The sequence below is a fragment of the Pseudomonas sp. P1_F7 genome, from assembly GCF_056405655.1.
In genome coordinates, this window is record NZ_JBFUBR010000022.1 from 29,411 (window position 1) to 45,813 (window position 16,403).

Annotated in this window: 19 protein-coding genes; 13 read left to right on the forward strand and 6 right to left on the reverse strand. The window is 57.6% G+C overall.

Annotation, left to right across the window (positions count from 1 at the left end; all coding sequences use genetic code 11):
• Window positions 1-76 precede the first annotated feature (76 nt).
• Together AC1D1M_RS27225 and AC1D1M_RS27230 are read left to right on the forward strand one after the other, a co-directional pair.
• On the forward strand, window positions 77-403 hold the full coding sequence (locus AC1D1M_RS27225) for a nuclear transport factor 2 family protein (RefSeq protein WP_477778069.1): 327 nt from the start codon (window positions 77-79) through the stop codon (window positions 401-403).
• Window positions 404-676: 273 nt separating this feature from the next.
• The gene (locus AC1D1M_RS27230) at window positions 677-1,888 is read left to right on the forward strand and encodes a patatin-like phospholipase family protein (protein WP_477778070.1); all 1,212 of its coding nucleotides are present in this window, start codon (window positions 677-679) and stop codon (window positions 1,886-1,888) included.
• 173 nt (window positions 1,889-2,061) lie between these two features.
• Here the strand turns inward: AC1D1M_RS27230 and merR are convergent, their stop codons facing one another.
• Window positions 2,062-2,457 carry an Hg(II)-responsive transcriptional regulator gene (merR, locus tag AC1D1M_RS27235; RefSeq protein ID WP_477778071.1) on the reverse strand — a complete coding sequence of 132 codons (396 nt, stop codon included), beginning with the start codon at window positions 2,455-2,457 and terminating at the stop codon, window positions 2,062-2,064.
• Window positions 2,458-2,651: 194 nt separating this feature from the next.
• On the opposite strand from merR, the gene AC1D1M_RS27240 reads away from it, so the two are divergent.
• From AC1D1M_RS27240 to AC1D1M_RS27260, 5 genes are all read left to right on the forward strand, one after another.
• Complete coding sequence (locus AC1D1M_RS27240; RefSeq protein WP_477778108.1) at window positions 2,652-2,846, forward strand: GDCCVxC domain-containing (seleno)protein; 195 nt, start codon at window positions 2,652-2,654, stop codon at window positions 2,844-2,846.
• A gap of 449 nt (window positions 2,847-3,295) precedes the next feature.
• Window positions 3,296-4,078, forward strand: coding sequence for a transporter substrate-binding domain-containing protein (locus AC1D1M_RS27245; protein WP_477778072.1), 783 nt, complete (start codon window positions 3,296-3,298; stop codon window positions 4,076-4,078).
• Between the two features lie 56 nt (window positions 4,079-4,134).
• Complete coding sequence (locus AC1D1M_RS27250) at window positions 4,135-4,863, forward strand: ABC transporter permease (protein ID WP_477778073.1); 729 nt, start codon at window positions 4,135-4,137, stop codon at window positions 4,861-4,863.
• A complete protein-coding gene (locus AC1D1M_RS27255; RefSeq protein WP_046031502.1) occupies window positions 4,860-5,570 on the forward strand; it encodes an ABC transporter permease in 711 nt (236 codons plus the stop codon). Before AC1D1M_RS27250 ends, AC1D1M_RS27255 begins: the two co-directional genes overlap by 4 nt.
• Before the next feature lie 16 nt (window positions 5,571-5,586).
• Complete coding sequence (locus tag AC1D1M_RS27260; RefSeq protein ID WP_477778074.1) at window positions 5,587-6,351, forward strand: ABC transporter ATP-binding protein; 765 nt, start codon at window positions 5,587-5,589, stop codon at window positions 6,349-6,351.
• Window positions 6,352-6,418: 67 nt separating this feature from the next.
• Here AC1D1M_RS27260 and AC1D1M_RS27265 read toward each other — a convergent pair whose 3' ends face one another.
• A complete protein-coding gene (locus AC1D1M_RS27265) occupies window positions 6,419-6,907 on the reverse strand; it encodes a VOC family protein (protein ID WP_477778075.1) in 489 nt (162 codons plus the stop codon).
• 290 nt (window positions 6,908-7,197) lie between these two features.
• Between AC1D1M_RS27265 and AC1D1M_RS27270 the strand changes: the two genes are divergently transcribed.
• From AC1D1M_RS27270 to AC1D1M_RS27280, 3 genes are all read left to right on the forward strand, one after another.
• The gene (locus AC1D1M_RS27270; RefSeq protein ID WP_477778076.1) at window positions 7,198-8,142 is read left to right on the forward strand and encodes a chromate resistance protein ChrB domain-containing protein; all 945 of its coding nucleotides are present in this window, start codon (window positions 7,198-7,200) and stop codon (window positions 8,140-8,142) included.
• Window positions 8,135-9,493 carry a chromate efflux transporter gene (gene chrA / locus AC1D1M_RS27275; RefSeq protein ID WP_477778077.1) on the forward strand — a complete coding sequence of 453 codons (1,359 nt, stop codon included), beginning with the start codon at window positions 8,135-8,137 and terminating at the stop codon, window positions 9,491-9,493. The genes AC1D1M_RS27270 and chrA overlap by 8 nt, the downstream gene beginning before the upstream one ends.
• 83 nt (window positions 9,494-9,576) lie before the next feature.
• Entirely contained in the window at window positions 9,577-10,029 is a 453-nt protein-coding gene (locus AC1D1M_RS27280; protein WP_477778078.1) for a chromate resistance protein ChrB domain-containing protein, read from the forward strand.
• A gap of 115 nt (window positions 10,030-10,144) precedes the next feature.
• On the opposite strand, the gene AC1D1M_RS27285 is transcribed toward AC1D1M_RS27280, so the two are convergent.
• Together AC1D1M_RS27285 and AC1D1M_RS27290 are read right to left on the reverse strand one after the other, a co-directional pair.
• Window positions 10,145-11,281: a nickel/cobalt efflux protein RcnA gene (locus AC1D1M_RS27285; protein ID WP_477778079.1), complete on the reverse strand. Its 1,137-nt coding sequence runs from the start codon at window positions 11,279-11,281 to the stop codon at window positions 10,145-10,147.
• A gap of 7 nt (window positions 11,282-11,288) precedes the next feature.
• Window positions 11,289-11,582, reverse strand: coding sequence for a metal-sensing transcriptional repressor (locus tag AC1D1M_RS27290; RefSeq protein ID WP_477778080.1), 294 nt, complete (start codon window positions 11,580-11,582; stop codon window positions 11,289-11,291).
• Window positions 11,583-11,993: 411 nt separating this feature from the next.
• Between AC1D1M_RS27290 and AC1D1M_RS27295 the strand changes: the two genes are divergently transcribed.
• The 3 genes from AC1D1M_RS27295 (at window position 11,994) to AC1D1M_RS27305 (ending at window position 14,144) form a co-directional block, all read left to right on the forward strand.
• Window positions 11,994-12,329: a hypothetical protein gene (locus tag AC1D1M_RS27295; RefSeq protein ID WP_477778081.1), complete on the forward strand. Its 336-nt coding sequence runs from the start codon at window positions 11,994-11,996 to the stop codon at window positions 12,327-12,329.
• A gap of 255 nt (window positions 12,330-12,584) precedes the next feature.
• Entirely contained in the window at window positions 12,585-13,217 is a 633-nt protein-coding gene (locus tag AC1D1M_RS27300; RefSeq protein WP_477778082.1) for a dihydrofolate reductase family protein, read from the forward strand.
• A gap of 129 nt (window positions 13,218-13,346) precedes the next feature.
• A complete protein-coding gene (locus AC1D1M_RS27305; RefSeq protein ID WP_477778083.1) occupies window positions 13,347-14,144 on the forward strand; it encodes a glycosyltransferase family 2 protein in 798 nt (265 codons plus the stop codon).
• Window positions 14,145-14,226: 82 nt separating this feature from the next.
• Here the strand turns inward: AC1D1M_RS27305 and sorB are convergent, their stop codons facing one another.
• On the reverse strand, window positions 14,227-14,871 hold the full coding sequence (gene sorB, locus AC1D1M_RS27310; RefSeq protein ID WP_477778084.1) for a SorB family sulfite dehydrogenase c-type cytochrome subunit: 645 nt from the start codon (window positions 14,869-14,871) through the stop codon (window positions 14,227-14,229).
• A 10-nt stretch (window positions 14,872-14,881) separates the two neighbouring features.
• Window positions 14,882-16,123, reverse strand: a complete 1,242-nt coding sequence (gene sorA / locus AC1D1M_RS27315) for a SorA family sulfite dehydrogenase catalytic subunit (RefSeq protein WP_477778085.1) — start codon at window positions 16,121-16,123, stop codon at window positions 14,882-14,884.
• Window positions 16,124-16,403: the final 280 nt, after the last annotated feature.

Genomic DNA, 16,403 nt, shown 5'->3' on the forward strand with positions numbered 1-16,403 from the left:
GTGCGTTCTTGCCATTTGGTAACCCTATAGCGAGTATTTGGGTGAAGCAACTCTCACATCAGCGAGGTAATGCACCATGAAAATCGAACTGCCTGAAGCGCTCGCCAGCTACCTTGCGGGCGAAAAGGGTACCGACATCGAGGTGTTAGCGCGCTGTTTCGCCACAGACGCCACCGTGCGCGACGAAAGCCACACCTACAAGGGACTGGAGGCTATCAAAGCCTGGAAGCAAGCCTCGCAGGCCAAGTACCAATACAGTATCGAACCTTTGAGCAGCTCGCAGGAAGGACAGACCGTCACCCTGCTCGCTCGGCTGAGCGGGAACTTTCCTGGTAGCCCCGTCGAGCTCACCTACACCTTTGTACTCGACAACGGCAAGATCGCATCCTTGGAGATCAGCTGATGTGTCGGCGCTGATTCATCACGACAGCGCGCGCGTTGATGGAGAAACTCGTCAGAGAAACTCCGAAAATTTTGTGCAAACACTGTTCTTTTTGAGATGTGACCCGTCCTGAATATCACGTTCTGCCCCTTAACCTGGAGATTTCAAGGGCTTTCGTATGGAATCTGGAGCGCGCGGCCAATGAGTTTTTTTATCATGTAAAGGAGCGCAAAATGAGCTGCCTGGCGTTCGAATGACGTGTCGCAGTCGGCTGCAGGGGCCGGAGGAGGCGTTTTGAAACCATTCCCGCTCAGACCTGGCGCCGCAACTCTGAACATGTTCCTGCAAGGGGGCTTGCCACGCCGTGATGCTGTGCCGCAAACGTTAACGGAAAAAGCGGTCATCCCAGGCATTCCCAATGCTCGCTACTGGTTGGACCACGACCTGACTCTGTTCATTCAGGATGCAACTGAGGGCAACAAACGCGAGAGCGAGGCGCTCGCCAAGGCAGGGAAACCGAACAACATCCTGCCGCTGGCAAATATGCTGGCAGTTTCGGGAGGCGGTGACGCAGGCACATTCGCAGCAGGACTCATTACGGGGTGGACCACGCATGGGACTCGCCCCATGTTCAAGGTCGTCACGGGCATTAGCGCGGGCGCCCTGGTCGCCCCGTTCGCTTACCTGGGATCCGGGTACGACGAGGTCATTCGGTATATCGCCAACGCCATCGGTCCAAAAGACGTTTTTCGTTCGCGAAACGTGTTAACCCGTCTTGCTAGCGACGGTATAGCGGACAGCAAGCCACTGTCGCGGCTCATTACAAAGTACGTCACTGCGGAGATTCTTGCGGCGATTGCGGCGGAATACGCCAAAGGACGAATCCTGCTGATCGGCACAACCGACCTTGATTCAGGGCGGCCAGTCACTTGGAACATGGGCACTATTGCCTCAAGCGAAGCACCGGGAGCGCTCGACCTCTTCCGCAACATCATGATCGCGTCGATGAGTATTCCCGGCGCAGTCTCACCCGTCATGATCGATGTGGACGTTGACGGCAAACAGTTTCAGGAAATGCACGTGGACGGAGGGGTAATCACTCAGGTGTTCCTTTACCCACCTGGCACCAAGATGGCGCTGAACAGAGCCACCGGAGCACCTTTGCGACTCGAACGTCATTTCTATGTCATTCGGAATGGGACACTGGAGCCGCAGTGGTCCGGGACGAAACGCCGTACATTGAGCATCGGCGGTCGAGCCATCAGCGCATTGATTCAAACTCAGGGGATCAGTGACCTGGAGCGAATTTACCGTATGGCGCAGCAGGATGGAGCGGATTTCAATCTTGCGTACATTGGCTCCGACTTTTACTTTCCGCACAATCATAAATTCGATGGCGAGTACATGAAGCGTTTATTCGATTACGCCTTTCAACTCAGCGCGAAGGGCTATCCGTGGCATAAATCACCGCCCTCGGAAAACACTAAGCTACGAAACACCCGCTGAAAGATTGAGCCAATCTGTTGCATCGATCGGTTGAATCCACAGTCGATTGCAGCCCTTCGTGACGGGCAGCTATCGGCTGAAGCAGTCATTCCTGACCGCTAGCAAGCAGCCTTACTATTACACTGTACGGGTTGCTGGCCTGACGCCTGTGCATGATGCCCTGCAGCCAGGCATCACTCCCCGTTCAGCGCATCGATGATAGGGCATGCGACCCCGCCGCCTGCATCGCATTGCCGCACCAGTGCGCCCAGCACCTGCTGCATTGCTGCAAGGTGGGCCATCTTTTGCTCGGTCAGGGCCAGCTTGCGCACGGCCAGAGCCCGAGTCTCGCTACAAGCGCAGGCCGCATCCAGTGTCAGCAGTGCGCCTACCTCATCCAGCGTGAATCCCAGCGCCTGTGCCCGCTTGATAAAGCGCAACCGTTTGACCTGCTCTGGTAGATAGCACCGATAACCAGCGAGCGGCTTTGGCGGCTCATCCAGCAAGCCGCGTCGCTGGTAATAGCGAATAGTCTCGATGTTCACGCCGGCAGCTTGCGCCAACTTGCCGATACTCATTCCTGTCGCCATCACATGCCTCTTGATTCTGTACCTAGGTACGGAGTGTAGAGTGACTCTAGGTTAGATCGATTCAATGGAGAAGACGATGGTTCAACAACTCGGCAAAGGTTCGCTGGTCGCGGGCGCATTGGCCGCTATTAGTGCGTCGGTGTGTTGCACCGTGCACAAGTGAGGCAACCGTGAGCGCCGTCATCCTCGAATCCGTGTTGACCTGCCCACATTGCGGTTTCGCCAAGCAGGAAACCATGCCCACGGACGCCTGCCAGTTCTTCTACGAGTGTGGCAGTTGTAAAACTCTGCTACGCCCGAACCCCGGTGACTGCTGTGTGTTCTGTTCGTTTGGAACGGTGAAATGCCCGCCGCTCCAGGAGCAGCGCGGATGCTGTGGTACGGCTTAACCTGTGTTTATTCGGTTTATTAGACGCCCCTAAAGCGCCTCAAACGGTGGTTATGGGAGGTTAGTGTCATGTGGAATCACTCTCTGATGCTCGTGGTTATCTACCTGACGATCACCCTCAGCATCGGCTGGCTGTATACCATTGCTCTCCTATATTGGCTTTGATCCAATGTCGCCCTTGATCTCACACTTTGTTACCGCATACCCCAGCCGGGTGTAAAAACCTGCTTCGGTAACAGCCTCGCAGGCTGCCTCCCCCCTGCGCTCACCTGCCTGCCAAGCCCATCCCAGAGCGCTGTACGCGCTTTCTCAAACGCCCAATCCGCGAATTGGCCGGGTGATTGCATATGCTTGTCTGTACAAGTATTTGCGTGTGCATAAGACATTTCGCCACGCAGTACACGCGCTCTTGCGGCACAAGCGCTTTCGATGGTCCTTGGGAATAAAATAATGAAAAAAGCATTTCTCACCCTTTCTGCATTGGCTTTGTGTGTGGCTGCCGGTTCTGCGCTGGCCAAGGAGTACAAGGAGTTGCGTTTTGGCGTCGACCCCTCTTATGCGCCGTTCGAATCCAAGGCCGCCGATGGCAGCCTGGTGGGCTTCGATATCGACCTGGGCAACGCGATCTGCGCTGAGCTGAAGGTCAAGTGCAAATGGGTCGAAAGTGACTTCGACGGCATGATTCCCGGCCTCAAGGCCAACAAGTTCGACGGCGTGATCTCTTCCATGACCGCCACGCCAGCGCGTGAGAAAGTCATCGATTTCTCAAACGAGCTGTTCTCTGGCCCGACCGCGCTGGTATTCAAGAAAGGTGCGGCCATCGGCACCGATCCGGCCTCCCTCAAGGGCAAGAAAGTCGGCTACGAGCAAGGCACCATCCAGGAAGCCTACGCCAAGGCCGTGCTGGACAAGGCCGGGGTAGAGACCCAAGCCTACGCCAACCAGGACCAGGTGTACGCCGACCTGATCTCCGGACGCCTCGATGCCTCAATCCAGGACCTGCTGCAAGCTGAACTGGGCTTCCTGAAATCGCCACCAGGCGCCGACTTCCAAGTCAGCGAGCCGGTCGAAAGCCCGCTACTGCCAGCCAAAACCGCCGTGGGTCTCACCAAAGGCAACGCCGAGCTCCAGGCCTTACTGAACAAAGGCATCCAGGCGCTGCACGACAATGGCACCTATGCGGCCGTCCAGCAGAAGCACTTTGGCGATCTGAATCTCTACAGCGGCAAATAATGCCCGGTGCCCATCTCGCGATGGGCGCTTTTTTCTTCCGATCAGGTTGCTGATTTATGTTCGAAAACCTATTACAAAATCTGGGGCTGTCAGGCTTCAGCCTTAAGGGCTTCGGCCCGCTGTTGCTGCAAGGCTCCTGGATGACTGTCAAATTATCCCTTCTGTGCTTGCTGGTGAGCGTTGGCCTGGGCCTGATCGGCGCCAGCGCCAAGCTTTCGAAATCAGCGCTGCTGCGCGTCCCTGCGCAGGCCTACACCACGCTGATCCGCGGAGTGCCTGACCTGGTGCTGATGCTGCTGATTTTCTACAGCCTGCAAACCTGGCTGACCAACCTGACCGAAGCACTGGGCTGGGACTATATCGAAATCAATCCCTTTAGCGCCGGGGTCATTACCCTGGGCTTCATCTACGGGGCGTATTTCACTGAAACCTTCCGCGGCGCCATCCTCGCCGTACCGCGAGGGCAGATGGAGGCGGCTACCGCCTACGGTCTGACCCGAGCTCAGCGCTTTCGCTTCGTGGTGTTCCCGCAAATGATGCGTTTTGCCCTGCCGGGCATCGGTAATAACTGGATGGTGATCCTCAAGGCCACCGCGCTGGTGTCGATCATTGGCCTGGCCGATCTGGTCAAAGTGGCCCAGGACGCGGGCAAGAGTTCCTATCAGTTGTTCTTCTTCCTGATGTTGGCCGCCTTGATCTATCTGGTGATAACCACCGTTTCGAACTACGTCTTGCGCCGGATGGAAATCTTCTACGCCGCAGGCACCCGGGAGGCCGTGCGATGATCGAGCTACTGCAGGAATACTGGAAACCTTTCCTGTTCCAGGACGGCAATCACATCACCGGGCTGGCCATGACCCTCTGGCTGCTCAGTGCCTCGATCTTCTTCGGCTTCGTGATGTCGATCCCGCTGTCGATTGCCCGGGTCTCAACCAATGTCTGGGTGCGCTGGCCGGTGCAGTTCTACACCTATCTGTTTCGGGGTACGCCTCTCTATATTCAGCTGCTGATTTGTTACACCGGCATTTACAGCCTGGCCGCCGTGCGCGCTCAGCCAGTACTGGATGCGTTCTTTCGCGATGCGATGAACTGCACCATCCTGGCCTTCGCCCTGAACACCTGCGCCTACACCACGGAGATCTTCGCCGGGGCCATTCGCAGCATGAACCACGGTGAAGTCGAAGCGGCCAAGGCCTACGGCCTGACGGGCTGGAAGCTGTACACCTACGTGATCATGCCGTCAGCCCTGCGTCGTTCGTTGCCTTACTACAGCAACGAAGTGATTCTGATGCTGCACTCGACCACCGTGGCCTTCACCGCGACCATCCCGGACATTCTGAAAGTCGCACGGGACGCCAACTCGGCGACCTTCCTGACCTTCCAGTCGTTCGGCATCGCCGCGTTGATCTACCTGGCAGTCACTTTCTCTCTGGTTGGCCTGTTCCGCCTGGCTGAACGTCGTTGGTTGTCCTTCCTCGGCCCGGCTCACTAATTCAGGATGCTTGCTCATGTACAAACTGACCGTTGAAAACCTGCACAAAAGTTACGGTAACCATGAAGTCCTCAAGGGCGTTTCGCTGAGCGCCAAGACCGGCGATGTGATCAGCCTGATTGGCGCCAGTGGTTCGGGCAAGAGCACCTTTCTGCGTTGCATCAACTTCCTGGAAACGCCCAATGACGGGGCCATGAGCCTGGACAACCAGCCAATTCGCATGGTCCATGACCGTCACGGCATGCGCGTGGCCGACGCCGACGAACTGCAACGCCTGCGTACCCGACTGGCGATGGTGTTCCAGCACTTCAACCTGTGGAGCCACATGACCGTGCTCGACAACATCACCATGGCCCCTCGCCGGGTGCTGGGCGTTAGCAAGAAGGATGCTGAGGAACGCGCCCGGCGCTACCTGGACAAGGTGGGCCTGCCGTCGCGGGTGGCCGATCAATACCCGGCGTTCCTCTCAGGTGGCCAGCAACAGCGGGTCGCCATTGCCCGTGCCTTGACCATGGAACCCGAGATCATGCTGTTCGACGAGCCGACTTCGGCACTGGACCCGGAACTGGTGGGCGAAGTACTCAAGGTGATCCAGGGCCTGGCCGAAGAAGGCCGTACCATGATCATGGTGACCCACGAAATGAGCTTTGCGCGCAAAGTGTCGAACCAGGTGCTGTTCCTGCACCAGGGGCGGGTCGAAGAACAGGGCGCGCCCGAGGACGTATTGGGCAACCCCAAAAGTGAGCGCCTGCAGCAGTTCCTCAGCGGCAACCTGAAGTAACAAGAGCCCCTTTGAGCGACCGCAGGGTCGCTCAAAGGGGCTGGCTCAACCCTCAAAACGCCCACGCTCAATCTGAGCAATTGAATCGACCTCGGTTTCGTAGGCGCTTCTGACCACGCACAGTGAGCTCCTGGGCAAGCCCGATGAGAATTCCTTCGGGGCCCCGAATGTAGCAGAGCCTATACGTGTCTTCGTACTGGACCACTTTGCCGACGAGCTCCGCACCGCGTTTGTGGAGCCTGGCGAGCGTGTCGTCGATGTCCTCCACGGTGAACATGACGCGCAGGTAACCGAGAGCGTTCACCGGGGCACTGCGGTGATCGGCGACCACAGGTGGTGCGAGGAATCGGGATATCTCGAGCCGGCTGTGACCGTCCGGCGTACGCATCATGGCAATCTCGACGCGCATGTCGCGCAATCCAGTGACGCCATCTGCCCAGTCTCCTTCGATGGGGGCGCGCCCCTCGAGCTCGAGGCCAAGTTCAGTGAAGAACTCAATGGCGGCGTCTATGTCTTCTACAACGATGCCGACGTTGTCCATACGCTTGACCGTCATGATGTCTCCTTGGCACCTAACGTCATGTAGCCGAGCCCGTATCTTGGCATTTCCAGGCTAGACGACGAAATAAATGGACCAGCGGGACCGATAGAAACAGCGAGAAGCGGTGCCAGGACGCTTGATGGGGACTTTGCTTAATGACACTGTCCACATCGCACCGCACCTATTGGCCCTGCTTGCGCAATCCCCCCCAACCTCACCAAAACCCTAGCGCTGAATGGCAGCTTTCCAAACGCCAAGACCAAGAGTAGTGTAGTTACTACTACATAATAAATATCTTACTCTACATGAATAATTGGCTAACTCTGATTCTCGGCTTACCCACGGCAAATGCCACCGAGCGCATGCGAGCCTGGCGTGCTCTCAAAGCATCAGGTGCGGCGGTTTTGCGCGATGGTGCCTATTTGTTGCCTGATACCGGCGTCTGTCGTGAAGCACTGGCGTCTGTCGAACGCGACATTCTGGCCATCAATGGCACCGCTTACATCTTGCCCGTCGTCGATCCTAACGGTGCGCGCTTTATCGAGTTGTTCGACCGTAGCGATGACTACAGCAAGCTGCATGCAGAGGTCGAAGAATGCCGTGGGCACCTGAACACTGAAAATGCGCTGGCGAAGACCAAACAGATTCGCAAGCTGCGCAAAGCTTACGATCAGCTGGCCAGCATCGATTACTTTCCAGCAAAGCCGAAGCAACAGGTTGATTCGGCTTTACTGGAGCTAGAGTCGGCGGTCAGCAAAGCCCTGTCTCCAGATGAGCCACACAGCTGCAATCAACCAATTACGACACTCCATCTTGGTGACTATCAGGGGCGTATCTGGGCAACCCGCAAGCGTCCTTGGGTTGACCGCCTGGCTTGTGCCTGGCTGATCCGCCGCTTCATTGACCCCACTGCTCGGATTCTCTGGCTGAACAGCCCGCTGGACTGTCCGGCTGATGCTCTGGGCTTCGATTTTGATGAGGCGACTTTCAGTCATGTGGGCAACCGGGTGACTTTCGAAACGTTGCAAGCCAGCTTTGAACTTCAAGAGCCCGGCCTGAACCGTATCGCGGCCTTGGTGCACTACCTGGATATTGGAGGCATTCAGCCGGTGGAGGCTGCCGGTGTCGAGCGCGTGCTGGCAGGACTGCGCGAAACCATTACCCACGACGACCATTTGCTGGCTGCTGCGAGCGCCATTTTCGACGGTCTGCTTGCCGGGTTTGTGAAAGAGGAACAACCCAATGAGTAAGGTTTTGGCGCCAATGGCTGAAGAAGAACGGTCGAGGCCGGAAGCGATCAGTTTGCGTGAGGCGTTCCGATTTTGGTTGAAGCTCGGCTTCATCAGCTTCGGCGGGCCTGCGGGACAGATTTCGATCATGCACCAAGAGTTGGTAGAGCGACGGCGCTGGATATCCGAGCGCAGATTCCTGCATGCCCTCAACTACTGCATGTTGCTTCCCGGGCCAGAGGCTCAACAGCTGGCAACCTATATCGGCTGGCTGATGCATCGAACCTGGGGCGGGGTGATTGCTGGCGTGCTGTTTGTGCTGCCCTCTTTGTTCATCCTGATCGCTCTGTCGTGGATGTACATCGCCTTCGGCGAAGTGCCTGTGGTGGCTGGGCTCTTCTATGGGATCAAGCCCGCCGTGACCGCCATCGTAGTGCAGGCGGCCCATCGAATCGGCACTCGGGCATTGAAGAACAATTGGCTATGGGCGATAGCGGCAGCTTCATTCACCGCAATCTTCGCGTTCAATATTCCGTTCCCGTTGATCGTTCTGGGTGCCGCGCTGATCGGTTATGTCGGTGGACGCCTGGCGCCCGAGAAGTTCAGAGCAGGAGGCCATAGCGCCGCCAAAAAATCCTTCGGCCCGGCTTTGATCGATGACGACACTCCGTCCCCGGAGCATGCCCGGTTCAGCTGGTTGAAATTGGCATCGCTTGCACTGATTGGCGCCGCACTATGGGCATTGCCGATGGGGATTTTGACCGCACTATTTGGCTGGGAAGGCACCTTGACCCAGATGGGCTGGTTCTTTACCAAGGCGGCGCTGTTGACCTTTGGCGGGGCCTACGCGGTGCTCCCGTATGTGTACCAAGGCGCGGTCGGTCACTATGGCTGGCTGACCCCGACACAGATGATCGATGGCCTGGCGTTGGGCGAAACCACACCTGGGCCGTTGATCATGGTCGTGGCCTTCGTCAGCTTTATCGGGGCGTATGTCGCACAAGTGTTCGGTAGCGATCACGTGTTTCTGGCTGGCGCTGTCGCGGCAGCCTTGGTGACCTGGTTCACCTTCCTGCCCTCGTTCCTGTTCATCCTCGCGGGCGGCCCGCTGGTGGAATCGACCCACAACGAACTCAAGTTCACCGCACCACTCACCGCCATTACGGCGGCAGTCGTCGGTGTGATCCTCAATCTGGCGTGCTTCTTCGGCTATCACGTGCTGTGGCCGAAGGGCTTCGGCGGCAACCTTGATTGGCCCTCTGCCCTGATCGCCATTGCAGCGGCGATTGCCTTGTTCCGCTTCAAGCGGGGCGTCATTCAGGTGCTTATGGCCTGCGCATTCATCGGCCTGGCGGTGCATCTGTTGCGCTGAAAAACACGAGCTGATTAACAGTCTATGGCGGGCACCCGGCCCGCCAGATCACCCAGCCTACTGAACCAGGCAGGAGGTGTTCCATGAGGTGGATTACCCGTGAACGACCCAAGATCGACCGCATTGCCTGCCCTTGGCTGATCGCTCGTTTTATCGATCCGCAACCCGAGTTTTTGTATGTGCCCAGCGGTGATGTACTGCGGATAGCAGCAGAGAAAGATGCTGCACCTTACGACATTCCCGGCGTTGAGCTGACCCATGAGGGCGCGCTGTGCAGCTTCGATGCCTTTCTAAAGAAATACCAGCTCAGTGAACCCGCCTTGCAGCATCTGGCCAGGATCGTGCGTGGAGCTGATACCTCCCGCCTGGATCTAACGCCGCAATCGGCTGGGTTGTACGCAATCTCACTGGGACTGTCGCAGTGCTTTGCAAATGACCATGAAATGCTGGTACACGGCCTGATCCTGTATGACGCACTCTACGCATGGTGCAAGGAATGCCAAGGTGAAACGCATAACTGGCCTCCGCAAATGTGAAGAGTCCCGGTTACACAGAAGCCCAGCCTGGTGCTGGGCTTCTGCCGTTTAGTGGGAGTGGTAGACGTTCCTTTGTGGTCGCGATGGCAACCTCTATCCAGCACTCAACACCGCGTTATGCGCTCAGGCCGATCCAGCCATGGAAGCCCACGTAGAGGCCAACACCGATGATCAACACGCTGGACAGGTATGGCGCACGACGAGCAACGGTGCCCAGCCATGGCCAACGATTGGACGCCTGTTTAGCCCCAATAGCCGCAGCAGCACCCACAGCTACCAAGGTAATCGCCAAGCCAATGCTGAAACACAGAACGAGCATGCCTCCTAGCGCTACCTCTTTAACCTGAAGACACAGCAACAAGACGGTAATGGCGGCAGGGCATGGAATCAGCCCCCCAGTAAGACCGAACATGACGATCTGGCCTGTGGTGACGTCGCGGTTGGTGAAGCGCTTACGGATGTCGTTGGCATGCGCACGTTCATGCGCATCCTGATAGCCATCAATCGACAACTCCAGACCTTCCAGCTCGGAATGCGCATGCCCGTGATCATGCTCCTGGTACTCCAGATCGTAATCGTGGGCGTGGCCCGCATGCCCAAGACTCAAGCGAGCACTGAACTCATGCGGCTCCGGGATATCGACTGCTGACTCCAGGAAGCCTTCGCGCTCGACAAAAGAGAACGATTGCGTGCTGCCGTCTGGACGAGTAGTCATCAGGCGAACATCTGAGGCAGCCCAGGCATGTCCGGTCAATGTCTTCAGGCGCCAATGCGGCGGCATGCCTTCTTCGAATATCGACAGTTCGACACGGCCATGGCCGGTATCGATTCTGTGGGTTTCATCATGATGGCCATGGTCATGTTCGCCGTGGTGGTGGTCATCACCTTGCTCGAACTTGAACATCTGCCCACCGCGCCAGGTACGCCACAGCATCCAAAGCGCAATTACGATAATCAGTGCAGAGGACGCAAGCTGGAAGTACGGCTCAGTGGTTTGAGCGTCGAGGCCTTTGCCCAGGTACATGCCGCCGATGGCGACCAACCACACCACAGCGGTGTGCGACAGCGTCGCGGCCAAGCCCAACAAAACGGCCTGTTTGACCGAGCCACGGATGGCCACGATAAAGGCCGCCATCATGGTTTTTGAATGACCTGGTTCCAGGCCATGCAAGGCACCCAGCAAAATAGCGCTCGGGAAATACAGCCAGGCGTGAGTCCCGCCTTGTTGTAACAGTTCAGCGAAGTTGGGCATGTCAGACCTAGAGGTACTTGGTGATTTGCTTGAAGGCTTCCAGTGGTGCGCGCTCGCCATTGTTCAAGGCCGAAACGGTGTCCTCCAGGCAGTGATCAATGTGATCCTGGATGAGCGTGCGCTTGGCCTGGCATATGGCTTTTTCGACAGCATGGAGTTGCTGGGCAATGTCTACGCACTCACGCCCCTCTTCGATCATGGAGATGATTCCACGTAAATGGCCGTCTGCCCGCTTGAGGCGTTTGATGATCGCCTCATGACTTTGGTGGACGTGTGGGTGCGTGTGTTCGTGTTCACTCATAATTTGAGTCATCGCGATTAATGAATTACGCGAATATTATCCCCCCCAGGGGGATACAAGCAATCCAGAATCCGCCTGCACCCGGGTATTGGTCTGGGTGGTCAATTTTTCGCTACTGCGACAGGCAGCTTCATGCCCTTCGTGACAGGCATCAATCGGCTGTGGATTCAACCGGTCGATGCAACAGGGAGAAATCGACCAGAAGCACTCATTCAATATTGGACTTTGTTTTGCCGGACCTACTGGGAGCGATTCAGGCTGGTGTGACATCGCGAACCCGGAAGATCTTTTAGTGGAAAACAGCGACGCGTCCCTCGCCCCTCAGGCCCAATGATAGAATCTCGTTTTGAAAAAGGAGTTTCATCTGTGGAGGCTGGAAAAAAGAGTTGCCCCTATTGCGCGGAAGTCATCATGGCTGAAGCCATTTTATGCAAACACTGCCAATCTGACCTCAGGCAAAAAATACGAATCCCACCTGGGTGGCCGCTACCGTCAGAAAAGAGAATTGGCCTGGTCAGCAAGATCGTCGTCGGAATCATTATCGCCATTACCTTGTACTTGGCTTTCGGCTTTTATGTCAGCAACACATCGCAAGGCAAGGAAAGAAAGCAGGCCCGAGAGGCCGCCGAACGATGCCGCGAGGAAGTAGACAGCTACTCCGGCCCGGCAGTCGGGAAAAGCGTAATCGCAGAGGTTTGTCGAAAGCTGGAGGACGAATTCCGCAAGAGCCTGGACCACGCGCTATAGGACAAGCCGATTACAAAGCCCGCCATTAAGCGGGCTTTTTTTGCCTTTGGCATCAGGCAGAAATCGGCCATCAAGCGCTAAGCACTTAGCTGCTTGATCCAATCAAGGCTCGCAACGGTGGAGCCGGAAGGACGGTATTCACACCCGATTGTCGATTTCACAGCGTCCGGTTCGACTATCTTTCAGGGAATGGTCCCAAGGGATCGCAGACTTCCCTGCCTAAACACATTCACCAGGATGAATCAGGAGAAGAACATGCGCACACTCACCGTTGCCGCGTTCGTGAGTCTGGACGGCGTCATGCAAGCGCCCGGCGGGCCTGAGGAGGACACCAGTGGAGGATTCCGCTTCGGTGGCTGGATAGTCCCCTACGCCGACAAAACCACCGGTCAGGCCGTACAGGACCTGTTCTCCCAGCCGTTCGAATTGCTGCTGGGGCGTCGTACCTACGACATCTTCGCCGCCTATTGGCCGCACATTCAGGCCGACTCCACCCACCACACCATTGCTGACCTGTTCAACGGCGTAGCCAAGCATGTGGCCACCCATCGCGCCGACTCGCTGGATTGGCAGAACAGTCATGCGCTGGAGGGCAACCTGATCGACGCGATCAGTGCGCTCAAGCGCCAGGACGGTCCTCAGCTACTGACACAAGGCAGCGGCGATCTGGTGCGCCAACTGCTTGCCGCCGGCCTGGTGGACGAGTTGCGGCTGATGATTCACCCCATCCTGCTGGGCCGCGGCAAGCGCCTGTTCGACGACAACGCACAAGCGTCGGCCTTCACCTTGCTGAACTCGATCGGCTCGCCCAGGGGGGTGCTGATCGCCCGTTACATCCGCAGTGGCGAGGTGCGCACAGGCACGTTCGAGGCCATCAGGCAGCAATAGCCTGCGCCCCTGGCAACCGGCTCAAGCCGTGCACCCGCCTCGACACCAACCCGCCCAGGTGAAATTAAGCTTGGGCTAAGATTACCTCTGTTAATCTTCGACGCTTTTGGGTCGTCGAGCATTTCGAAGATGGGTAGTGTCGATACAAACGCCAAACCACCGTTCAGCATCGTTCTGGTTAATTACAAAACCCTTGATTTGACCAGGATCTGCCTGGACCTTTTGCGCGAGCCTGCACTAAAAGCCGGAATTGCGGTCTGGGTGGTCGATAACGATTCGGCGGACGCCAGCGTCGAGTATTTGCGCTCACTCGACTGGATCAATCTGATCGAGCGCGATGCCCCCACCAAAGAGCCGGGGCACATCGCCCATGGCAAGGCGCTGGACATGGCGCTGGCCAGGGTTGATACCGACTATCTGTTCCTGATGCACACCGACACGTTCGTCTTCGATGCAAACGTCTTTGCGATGATGATGGACCACTGCACAAAAGATCGAAACGTCGCAGCGGTCGGTTGCACGGAGCAACTCAACCGCGGACTGCCAAGGACCGTGTGGCGCTTCACTTCACGCCTGCTCAAGCACCATTACCGGCGCCTGAAGCAATCGCTCGGCCTGCGCTCGAAAGACCCGAAACCCTACAAGGAAACCCACCTGAAAAGCTTTTGCACGCTATGGAATTGCAGGCTGATGAAGCAGCAGGGTCTGCATTTTCAGATCGATGATCGGGTGCCCGGTTATGAGCTGCAAGACCGGGTGATCGGGCTTGGCTACAAGGTCGTGTTTCTTTCGCCGGGCAAAATCTTCAAGTACCTGGACCACGTCCAGGCCGGCACCGTCGCTGCCGCAGGCGGATATGGCCTGGATCACCGGCGGACCAAAATGTACCAGGACATTCTCAAGCGCTTCAGTGCAGCCAACACCTAGTCTTGAACAAACCTGCGCCCCCAAAAAAGCCCACTGACCGTTGCCGGTTCAGTGGGCTTTTTCGCATCAGGCTAACGATGATTCACTGGTTCATGATGAACGTCGCCAGGCTTTTCAAGTCGTCCGAGCTCAACTGCGCGAACGGTGGCATGGGCACATCCCCCCACTTGCCGCTACCGCCGTGCTGAATGCTGGACATTACCCGGGCCAGGGCCTGCGGGTCATTGGCATATTTGGCCGCCACATCGTGATAGGCCGGGCCGACGACTTTATGGTCGACCGCGTGACAGGACAGGCAGGCGTTGTCCTTGAGCAAGGCCGAGGCGACTTTCGCTACCGACACCGTCGGTGGCTGATCCGCCGGCGGGTTCGAGGCCGCCTGAACATCGGCATCGCTCGCCTGGGCACTGCCGTAGGTCACCGCCAGGTAGGCGCCGATCACATTCACCTCCTGGTCGCTGATCGGCGCGCCGTACACGTGTTGCATCTTGCCCGCTTCGGCGGTCCACTGCGCCAGGCTCATGCCCGGAGGCTGGAAGTTGATGTAGTCGGCCGAATGGCAGATCGAACACTTCTGCTGCGCCAATGGGTAGCCAGGCAGCGTACTGGGCTTGAGCGCCGCCGTTTCGGGCGGCAACGTGATCGACAGTGGCGCTGCACCCGCCATGCTGGCCAGACCAACCTGAGCCGCACACAGCAAGGTGGTCATGAGTTTCACAAGTTTCATGCAGTCCTCCTCAGGCGACGGTCACGTGGCTGGTTTCGACGACGTGGCGGCGGTAGCCACCGGGGTTCCAGTCGGCTTGCAGCGGCTGCGTCTCGCCCGCACTGTTGCTGGCCCGCACCATCAACTGCGTGGCGCCCTTGCTGGTAAAAGTGATCGGCAGTGTCCACTCACGAAAGGAGAAACGGCCAAGGTCCTGCCCGAGTGTGGTTTCACGCCAGGTTTTTCCGCCGTCGATCGACACCTCCACCTTGTTGACCCCAACGCCGCCGTCGAACGCGATGCCCTTGAGCACCACGCTTTTGTTCAGTGGCAATACATCGCCGCGTTTAACGCTGGTGATGAAACTGCGTACCGGCAGCTTGGAAATCGGCTGGGTTTTCGCCGCCGTGGTGCCAGGGGCAATGCAGAAACAATCGTTATCCGGAACCCGATAACCCTTGGCCATGAAGAAACCGTCGTAGGTATGGTCGACGACCTCGATCTCACTCAGGTGCTTGACCCAATACGTGCCGAAGTAGCCCGGCACCACCAGGCGAATCGGGTAACCATTGAGAAATGGCAGGTCGGTGCCATTCATCGACCAGGCGATCATCGGCTCGCCGTCCATGGCATGGCTGATGTCCAGCGCCTTGATGTACTCCGGCGTACTCGGCAGCACGGGTTTGTCGAGCCCACGGAAAGTCACTTGCCGGGCCTCGGCTTTTACCCCCGCCTTTTCCAGCACAGCCTTGAGCGGTACCCCCACCCAGCGCGCATTGCCCATGGAGCCATTGCCCAACTGAGCGCCGAACACCCGCGGCATCGAGAAGCCACGGCTGTTACCCGAACACTGATTGACGGCCACCACTTCCACCGGTTCGGCGAGGGCCTTGAGCTCGGCAAGGGAAAGCGACAACGGCGTATCGACCGAGCCCTTGATCGTCAGGCGGTAGCTGTCCGGATCGATGCTGGTCGGGAAATTGGCCAGGTGGTAACGCACAAAAAAGGCGTCATTGGGCGTGATCGGCCCTTCGTTGAAGACCGGGAACGGCGTCTCCAGGTGCGGCGGTCGCGTGGTCACCAGGGTCAACGGGCGTTTTTGCGGGTATTGCACCAACGGTCGCGGGCCAGCGGCAAAGGTCACTTCTTCGGCGTTTTCGTCGGCTGCCTTGGCGAGGTTTGCCAACGGCGAGGCCGCCACAGCCAAAGTGAATGCATCGCGTAAAACCCGCCGGCGGCTCGGCTGGTTGCTGTCTAAAAAACTGAACTTCATTCTGCGCTCTCTCTGATTGTTTTATTGAGATGCAACTGACAGTCCCTCGTCAGAATAGTGGGGCAGGACTTCATGTGCCAATGCGGTTTCGCTTTACTGTTCGAGGTCGGTAAACCAACCAGTATCGTCCCGTGCAAGCGGGCTGCTTCACATTGAGCGTCAGTGACTTGGCAATTGATGACAGGGGCTGCCGAAGCGTGCGGCATAGAGAGCAATGCTGTTCAGTTAAGCGAATGTGGTCCTCTGTAGGAGCGAGCTTGCTCGCGATGGTCGTTAACGA

Coding starts and splice junctions, on each gene's coding strand:
- sorA (WP_477778085.1), bottom strand. CDS start 16,123: ATGAAGTTCAGTTTTTTAGACAGCAACCAGCCGAGCCGCCGGCGGGTT.
- AC1D1M_RS27270 (WP_477778076.1), top strand. CDS start 7,198: ATGAATAATTGGCTAACTCTGATTCTCGGCTTACCCACGGCAAATGCC.
- AC1D1M_RS27290 (WP_477778080.1), bottom strand. CDS start 11,582: ATGAGTGAACACGAACACACGCACCCACACGTCCACCAAAGTCATGAG.
- AC1D1M_RS27245 (WP_477778072.1), top strand. CDS start 3,296: ATGAAAAAAGCATTTCTCACCCTTTCTGCATTGGCTTTGTGTGTGGCT.
- merR (WP_477778071.1), bottom strand. CDS start 2,457: ATGGCGACAGGAATGAGTATCGGCAAGTTGGCGCAAGCTGCCGGCGTG.
- sorB (WP_477778084.1), bottom strand. CDS start 14,871: ATGAAACTTGTGAAACTCATGACCACCTTGCTGTGTGCGGCTCAGGTT.
- AC1D1M_RS27295 (WP_477778081.1), top strand. CDS start 11,994: ATGGCTGAAGCCATTTTATGCAAACACTGCCAATCTGACCTCAGGCAA.
- AC1D1M_RS27250 (WP_477778073.1), top strand. CDS start 4,135: ATGTTCGAAAACCTATTACAAAATCTGGGGCTGTCAGGCTTCAGCCTT.
- AC1D1M_RS27265 (WP_477778075.1), bottom strand. CDS start 6,907: ATGACGGTCAAGCGTATGGACAACGTCGGCATCGTTGTAGAAGACATA.
- AC1D1M_RS27300 (WP_477778082.1), top strand. CDS start 12,585: ATGCGCACACTCACCGTTGCCGCGTTCGTGAGTCTGGACGGCGTCATG.
- AC1D1M_RS27280 (WP_477778078.1), top strand. CDS start 9,577: ATGAGGTGGATTACCCGTGAACGACCCAAGATCGACCGCATTGCCTGC.
- AC1D1M_RS27285 (WP_477778079.1), bottom strand. CDS start 11,281: ATGCCCAACTTCGCTGAACTGTTACAACAAGGCGGGACTCACGCCTGG.
- AC1D1M_RS27225 (WP_477778069.1), top strand. CDS start 77: ATGAAAATCGAACTGCCTGAAGCGCTCGCCAGCTACCTTGCGGGCGAA.
- chrA (WP_477778077.1), top strand. CDS start 8,135: ATGAGTAAGGTTTTGGCGCCAATGGCTGAAGAAGAACGGTCGAGGCCG.
- AC1D1M_RS27305 (WP_477778083.1), top strand. CDS start 13,347: ATGGGTAGTGTCGATACAAACGCCAAACCACCGTTCAGCATCGTTCTG.
- AC1D1M_RS27255 (WP_046031502.1), top strand. CDS start 4,860: ATGATCGAGCTACTGCAGGAATACTGGAAACCTTTCCTGTTCCAGGAC.
- AC1D1M_RS27260 (WP_477778074.1), top strand. CDS start 5,587: ATGTACAAACTGACCGTTGAAAACCTGCACAAAAGTTACGGTAACCAT.